The sequence below is a fragment of the Ferrovibrio sp. genome (assembly GCF_002796975.1).
GTDB lineage: Bacteria > Pseudomonadota > Alphaproteobacteria > Ferrovibrionales > Ferrovibrionaceae > Ferrovibrio.
The window spans coordinates 173,177-179,959 of record NZ_PEKV01000003.1; the positions used below are offsets into that span (position 1 = coordinate 173,177).

The window sequence follows — 6,783 nt, forward strand, 5'->3', positions numbered from 1 at the left end:
GATGACGGCTGCCACGCTCCCGGCTTCCACCACGCCGTCCTCCCGTCTGCCGCTGGTGCTGATCCTGCTCGGTACGGTGCTGACGGTTCTGTTCATCGTCGCACCCGTGGTGGTGATCTTCGCCCAGGCGCTGTCGAAGGGCTGGGGCACCTATATCGAAGGCATCCTGCAGCCCGATACCCTGCATGCCGTGCTGCTCACCGTGGTGGTGGCCGTCGCCGTGGTGCCGGTCAATCTGGCGTTCGGCGTCGGCGCCGCCTGGCTGATCGCCAAATTCGAGTTTCCCGGCAAGAAGCTGCTGCTGACCGTGATCGAGATTCCCTTCTCGATCTCGCCGATCGTCGCCGGCGTCACCTATATCCTGCTCTATGGCGGCCAGGGCCTGCTCGGTGATTTCCTGGCCGACCACGATATCCAGATCCTGTTCGCCCTGCCGGCGATTTTCCTGGTCACGCTGTTTGTCACCAGTCCCTTCGTGGCGCGCGAACTGATCCCGCTGATGCAGGCGCAGGGCAGCGAACAGGAAGAGGCCGCCACCACGCTGGGCGCCGCCGGCTGGCAGATCTTCTGGCGTGTGACCCTGCCCAATATCCGCTGGGCGTTGCTCTATGGCACCATTCTCTGTGCGGCGCGGGCGATCGGCGAATTCGGCGCCGTCTCGGTGGTGTCGGGCAATGTGCGCGGCGAGACCAACACGCTGCCGCTGCAGATCGAACTGCTCTATCACGATTACAACGCGGTCGGGGCTTTCGCGGCCGCCAGCACGCTCACCCTGCTGGCGCTGCTGACGCTGGCGGTGAAAGCCTGGCTGGAGCGCCGCATCCACCGCTGATACACTGCCCGCCACGCACAGCGGGGAGAGCGCGATCATGAAAGCGGCCTGGTACAGCAAAAACGGCGAAGCCAAAGACGTGCTGAGCGTCGGCGAACAGCCGACACCGAAGCCTGCGCCCGGCGAGGTGCTGGTGCGCCTGCAGACCTCGGGCGTCAATCCGTCGGATGTGAAAAGCCGGCGCGGCCGGCCGCTGACGATGGGCCCGCTGGTGATTCCGCACAGCGACGGCGCCGGCGTGATCGAGGCGGTCGGCGAGGGTGTGCCGGCCAGCCGCATCGGCCAGCGGGTCTGGACCTGGAACGGCCAGTGGCTGCGGCCGCATGGCACCGCGGCGGAATATATCGCGCTGCCCACGGCGCAGGCGGTGCAGCTGCCCGATGCGGTGGATGCCGTCACGGCCGCCAATTTCGGCATTCCGGCGCTGACCGCCATTCATGCCGTACGGCTGGCCGAAGCCGGCGGCGCCCGCAGTATGCTGGTGACGGGCGCGGCCTCTGCGGTGGGGCATTACGTCACGCAGATTGCCGCGCGCAAGGGCCTGCAGGTAATCGGCACGGCGTCAAAGGTGCGCGCCGATGTCGCCCGCGAGGCCGGCGCTGCCCATGTGATCGACTACAAGAGCGAGGATGTCGCGGCCCGCACGGTCGAACTGACCGGCGGCAAGGGCGTCGATGCCATCATCGACATGGATCTCTCATCCACCGCGCCGCTGCTGGGCAAGGGCGTGCTGGCGCCGCATGGCACCCTGGTCTGCTACGGCTCGAATGCGATGGGCGATGTGCCGGTGCCGTTCCGCGACCTGCTGTTCCGCGGGCTGAGCCTGCGCTTCTTCGTCGTCTATGAATTGCAGGCTGCCGACCGTTACGCGGCGATTGCCGAACTCGGCGTGCTGCTGCAGCAGACCGCGCTCAAGACAAAGATCGCCGCGCGTTACGCGCTGGAGCAGATCGTGGCGGCGCATGAAGCGGTGGAGCAGGGCGCCTTCGGCAACGTGGTGCTGGAGATCGGCTAGATCTGGCTGGAAATTGGTGGAGCCGAGGGGAATCGAACCCCTGACCTCCTCATTGCGAACGAGGCGCTCTCCCATCTGAGCTACGGCCCCAAGCCGGTGTGCCGGCCAGAGTAGAAGGGACGTCGCAACGGTCCCGGCCGGGCGGCTAGCAAGTAGCAAACGGGCCCGGCTTTGTCCACCGCCTTGCGCCTTGAAATGCCAAGGGAAAGCCCGGGTTTCCGGCCGTCCGGCCCGGGCCCGCCCGGCCCGCGCCGTTCCGGGCGGGATTTTGCGGCAATTCCCTGCTTTCCGGGGCCCTGTCCCGGCACGGTCACGCCGGGCTCGGGTTGCGTTTCGCCGGGCCTGCCTTTATCACTCTCAACGTCCGTTCAGGGCCCGTTTTAGAGGTCGGCCATCCGTCGGCTAGGCCTCGTCCAGCCGGTCCCAGTTCTGCTTGGTTCTGGGCCGGCCCACATCCCGGAGGGTGGAGTGCAGTCGCTGATCATCCTGATCGATATGGTGCTGAACCTCTATATGTGGCTGCTGATCGCCTCGGCGATCCTGAGCTGGCTCGTCGCCTTCAACGTGATCAACACGCGNNCGCGTGCTGCCCAGTTTCGGCGGCATCGACCTGTCGCCGGTGGTGCTGATCCTGCTGCTGATCTTCCTGCGCAACCTGCTGTGGGAATACGCGGCCTGACGGCTGACGGCCCATTGCCCTGGCGTGCCGTGGCCGACGGTTTGCGGCTCGCCGTGCGGCTGACGCCGAAAGCCGGCCGCGACGGGATCGAAGGACTGAAACCCACCGCAGACGGCGGCGTCGAACTTTCGGTAAAGGTCACGGCAGTTCCGGAGAATGGCAAGGCCAATGACGCGCTGCTGCGCCTGCTGGCCAAACGGCTGAAGCTGCCGGTGTCTTCGTTGCAGCTGGTGGCCGGCACCACCGACCGGCACAAGCAGATTCTGATCGGCGGCGATCCGTCAGCGCTTGAGACCGCGCTGCGCGCCGCCTTTCTCTTTTCGAAGGAGTGATGACATGACGGCAGTGCGGATCGACGGCAAGGCAGTGGCAGCGGAGTTGCGCGGCGAAATCGCCGTGAAGGTGAAGGCCTTCGAGGCGTACGCCAAACGCTTGCCGGGACTGACCGTGGTGCTGGTCGGCGAGGACCCCGCCAGCGAAGTCTATGTGCGCAACAAGGGTGTCCAGACGCGCGAGGCCGGCATGGTCTCCAACGAGATCAAGCTGCCGGGCACGACATCGCAGGCCGAACTGCTCTCTGTCGTCGCCACGCTGAACGCGGATAAATCCGTTGACGGCATCCTGGTGCAGATGCCGCTGCCGAAGCAGATCGACACCCAGGCGATCATCGAGGCGATCGATCCGGCGAAGGACGTCGACGGGTTGCATCCGGCCAATGCCGGCAAGCTCAACCAGGGGATCGCGGCGCTGACGCCCTGCACGCCGCTCGGCTGCATGATCCTCCTGGAAAAATCCGGCGTGCAGATCGCTGGTGCCAATGCCGTGGTGATCGGCCGCTCGATCCTCGTCGGCCGTCCGGTCGCGGCCCTGCTGCTGGCGGCGAATGCCACGGTGACGATTGCGCATTCCCGCACCAGGGATCTGGCCGCCGTGTGCCGGCAGGCCGATATCGTGATTGCGGCTGTCGGTAAACCCGAACTGGTGCGCGGCGACTGGATCAAACCGGGTGCGGCGGTGATCGATGTCGGCATCAACCGGGTGGCGGGAGAGAACGGGAAAACCAGACTGATCGGCGACGTGCATTATGCCTCGGCCGAACAGGTTGCCGGTGTGATCACCCCGGTACCGGGCGGCGTCGGCCCGATGACCATTGCCTGCCTGCTGCAGAACACGCTGACCGCGGCCTGCTATCGCGAGAAGATCGATCCGAAGTCGCTCTAGCGCAAAGACGTGGATGGCCGGAACAAGTCCGGCCATGACACCTGTATTTAGGCTTTTATTGAAAATTGTCATGGCCGGGCCTGACCCGGCCATCCACGCCTACCCTTTAATTACCGGCGACGTCATATCCTTCCGCCCAATCTTCGTGCTTTACGTTGGGGCATATCTTCCCAATCGGCTGAATCCTCCTAATCTGATGGCATGACCAAGCGTCTGCCGCCGCTGCTCGCCCTGGAAGCCTTCGATGCCGCTGCGCGCTCGCTCAGCTTCAAGGCGGCAGCGGCCGAACTCAATCTCACGCCCTCGGCGATCAGCCATCGCGTCAAGCAGCTCGAACAGTATCTCGGCCTGTCGCTGTTTCGCCGGCTCAACCGCGAAATCCGCCTTACCGAAGCAGGAGAAGACTACTACAGCACGGTGCGCCGCGCCTTTGATCAGGTGGCGCAGGTCAGCCTGCGCGTCGGCCGCGCGCAGCAGACGGAAGAACTGCGGCTGTCTTCCGTGCCGCATTTCGCCGCCAGCTGGATCATTCCCAATCTGGAAGAGCTGCTGAACCGCCGGCCCGGCCTGCGCGTCTATGTCGAATCGAGCATCCGCAATGCCGATTTCGCCCGCGATGCCGTCGATGCCGCGGTGCGCTACGGCGCCGGCAACTGGCTGGGGCTGAATGTCACCAAACTCACGGATCTCAGCGTCGCACCGGTCTGCACGCCGGCCTTGCTGAAACGCCTGCGCACGCCTGCCGACCTGCGCGAGGTGACGCTGATCCATTTCAGCCAGTTCCCGCAGAGCTGGAGCGAATGGCTGCAGGCGGCCGGGATGCCGCCCTTTGAGCCCAAGCATGAAGTCTATTTCGACAGCGTCAGCCAGGCGATCGATGCTGCGGAGAATGGCCTTGGCATCGCGCTCGGCATCGCACCGCTGATCGGGCCGCGTCTCGCCACCGGACGGCTGGTGATGCCCTTTGGACCGCTGATGCCGCTGCAGCATGCCTACTGGCTGGCCTGCCGCAAAACCGATGCCGGCAAGCCGGCGATCAAGGCCCTGCGCGACTGGCTGCTGGAACTGATGCAGCGCGCGGACACCTCGATGCAGCCGCAGCTGCCCAGACAGCTGGTGAAGGAAGCGGCGGCGAAAGCCTTCGGCAAAAGTGCTGTGCCGGCAACGAAGCCCGCGCGCCACCGGAAAGCATAACCTTGGGGCAAGTGAATCTGGTTCACCCGATGCCAGCCTGCTTTGCGTTTGTCGGCGCGCGGTCGGGTTTCCTACAGTCGTGACATGACCAACTCATCTTTCACGCCACCTCCCATCTCTATTGAACAGATCACGCTCACCTGCGCCGATGGCCAGCAGATCGCTGCGACGCTCTATCTGCCGCAGCAGTCGAACGGCCTGTCGCTGCTGATCAACGGCGCCACCGGCGTGCCGCGCGGCTATTACAATGCCTTTGCCGGCTTCCAGGCCGCGGCAGGCTTCACCGTCCTGACCTACGACTATCGCGGCATCGCCGGCTCGCAGCCCACGCCAGGCGCACCGCCACCGCGCATGCTCGACTGGGCGCAGCAGGATATGGCAGCCGCGATGCGTTATCTCCTGCAGCACTTTCCGGCGCTGACCCCCACGCTGGTCGGGCATTCCTTCGGCGGCCAGGTGCTGGGGCTGGTGCCGGAATCGGAATCGCTTGCTGCCGTCGTCACCATCGCCTCGCAGCATGGCTGGTGGCGCAACTGGCCGGCCAGACATCAGCTGCGGCTGGCGCTGGTCTGGTATGGCATCGTGCCGTTGTCGCTGGCGCTCGGCTTCCGCCTGCCGTCGGCGCTGTTCGGCGGCCAGCAGCTGCCGCGCGGCGTGCTGGCGGAATGGGCGCGCTGGTGCCGCTCGAAACATTATATCTGCGACGACAGCGGCGCGCCGCTGCGGCCCTATTACGATCGCCTGCGCGCGCCGATTCGCATGATCGGTTTCGAGGATGACGATGCCGTCGGGCCGCGCCGCGGTGTCGACCGGCTGATGGCCTATTATCCGAATGCCCGCATCGAGCGGCAGCATGTGCGCCCGTCGGACTGGGGCCTGCAGCGCATCGGCCATTTCGGTTTTTTCCGCCGCGACATGCCGGTGAAACGCTGGACCGAGATTGGCGACTGGCTCTGTGCAACGGCAAAGCGCAGGCAGCAGGCGGCGTGAGTCGTTTCGCCATCGCGGATCAGACAATGCTGTGACATCGCCCCCGCATTGACCTTAGGGGTTATTGAGAGCCCGCCCTTGCAGGTGATACCCGCCCTGCATGACACAGATCACCATCACCTCCGTCTCGATCCCCACCGCTGATGGCCAGCGTCTGGCCGGCACCCTGGTCAACCCGCAGCGGCCGAACGGCATCAGCGTCCAGATCAACGGCGCCACCGGCGTGGCGCGGCGCTACTACGAAACCTTCGCCGGTTTCCTGGCGCAGCGCGGCTTCACGGTGCTGACCTTCGACTATCGCGGCATCGGCGGCTCGCTGCCCGATCCGGCCGCGGCTGCGCCGCGCAAACTGGACTGGGGCCGGCGTGACATCCCGGCGGCAGCCGACTTCCTGGCTGCCTGCACGCCCGATATGCGACGCGCCATGGTCTGCCATTCCTTCGGCGGCCAGATGCTCGGCCTGATGCCGCAGGCCGGCAAGATCGACGCCGTGCTGGCGATTGCCTCGCAGCATGGCTACTGGCGCAACTGGTCGCGCGCGCACCAGATCCGGCTCTGGCTGTCGTGGTATATCGCCTTTCCGCTGGTGGTCGGCCTGTTCGATAAACTGCCGGGCTGGTGGCTCGGTGGTCAGACGCTGCCGGGGCCGGTGGCGCGCGACTGGCGGCGCTGGTGCTGCTCGCCGCACTACCTGGTCGATGACGAGGGCGCACCGCTGCGGCCGCATAACGACGACGTACGCGCGAAACTGCGGCTGATCAGCTTCGAGGACGACCGCGATTTCGGCCCGCGTAAAGGCGTCGATGCGCTGACCGGTTTCTATCCCAATGCCGCCATCGAACGCCTGCATGT

Annotated in this window: 7 protein-coding genes, 1 tRNA gene and 1 pseudogene; 8 read left to right on the forward strand and 1 reads right to left on the reverse strand. The window is 65.7% G+C overall.

Annotation, left to right across the window (positions count from 1 at the left end):
• Position 1: 1 nt before the first annotated feature.
• Both cysW and CTR53_RS02560 read left to right on the forward strand, forming a co-directional pair.
• The gene (cysW, locus tag CTR53_RS02555; RefSeq protein ID WP_290809182.1) at positions 2 to 832 is read left to right on the forward strand and encodes a sulfate ABC transporter permease subunit CysW; all 831 of its coding nucleotides are present in this window, start codon (positions 2 to 4) and stop codon (positions 830 to 832) included.
• A 37-nt stretch (positions 833 to 869) separates the two neighbouring features.
• Entirely contained in the window at positions 870 to 1,847 is a 978-nt protein-coding gene (locus tag CTR53_RS02560) for an NADPH:quinone reductase (protein ID WP_290809184.1), read from the forward strand.
• Positions 1,848 to 1,861: 14 nt separating this feature from the next.
• On the opposite strand, the gene CTR53_RS02565 is transcribed toward CTR53_RS02560, so the two are convergent.
• Positions 1,862 to 1,937: transfer RNA gene (locus CTR53_RS02565), tRNA-Ala, on the reverse strand.
• Between the two features lie 378 nt (positions 1,938 to 2,315).
• On the opposite strand from CTR53_RS02565, the pseudogene CTR53_RS02570 reads away from it, so the two are divergent.
• The 6 genes and pseudogenes from CTR53_RS02570 to CTR53_RS02595 form a co-directional block, all read left to right on the forward strand.
• Positions 2,316 to 2,526, forward strand: a pseudogene (locus CTR53_RS02570) (YggT family protein).
• Between the two features lie 29 nt (positions 2,527 to 2,555).
• Entirely contained in the window at positions 2,556 to 2,858 is a 303-nt protein-coding gene (locus CTR53_RS02575) for a DUF167 family protein (protein ID WP_367158933.1), read from the forward strand.
• 4 nt (positions 2,859 to 2,862) lie between these two features.
• Positions 2,863 to 3,747: a bifunctional methylenetetrahydrofolate dehydrogenase/methenyltetrahydrofolate cyclohydrolase FolD gene (gene folD, locus CTR53_RS02580; RefSeq protein ID WP_290809186.1), complete on the forward strand. Its 885-nt coding sequence runs from the start codon at positions 2,863 to 2,865 to the stop codon at positions 3,745 to 3,747.
• 201 nt (positions 3,748 to 3,948) lie between these two features.
• Positions 3,949 to 4,941, forward strand: a complete 993-nt coding sequence (gcvA, locus tag CTR53_RS02585; protein ID WP_290809188.1) for a transcriptional regulator GcvA — start codon at positions 3,949 to 3,951, stop codon at positions 4,939 to 4,941.
• 84 nt (positions 4,942 to 5,025) lie between these two features.
• Entirely contained in the window at positions 5,026 to 5,931 is a 906-nt protein-coding gene (locus CTR53_RS02590) for an alpha/beta fold hydrolase (RefSeq protein WP_290809190.1), read from the forward strand.
• Positions 5,932 to 6,031: 100 nt separating this feature from the next.
• On the forward strand, positions 6,032 to 6,783 hold a 752-nt coding region (locus tag CTR53_RS02595), incomplete at its 3' end, for an alpha/beta fold hydrolase (protein WP_290809192.1).

Excerpts from the sequence above, each read along its gene's own strand:
- CTR53_RS02590 (WP_290809190.1), top strand. The coding sequence starts at position 5,026 with ATGACCAACTCATCTTTCACGCCACCTCCCATCTCTATTGAACAGATC.
- folD (WP_290809186.1), top strand. The coding sequence starts at position 2,863 with ATGACGGCAGTGCGGATCGACGGCAAGGCAGTGGCAGCGGAGTTGCGC.
- cysW (WP_290809182.1), top strand. The coding sequence starts at position 2 with ATGACGGCTGCCACGCTCCCGGCTTCCACCACGCCGTCCTCCCGTCTG.
- CTR53_RS02560 (WP_290809184.1), top strand. The coding sequence starts at position 870 with ATGAAAGCGGCCTGGTACAGCAAAAACGGCGAAGCCAAAGACGTGCTG.
- gcvA (WP_290809188.1), top strand. The coding sequence starts at position 3,949 with ATGACCAAGCGTCTGCCGCCGCTGCTCGCCCTGGAAGCCTTCGATGCC.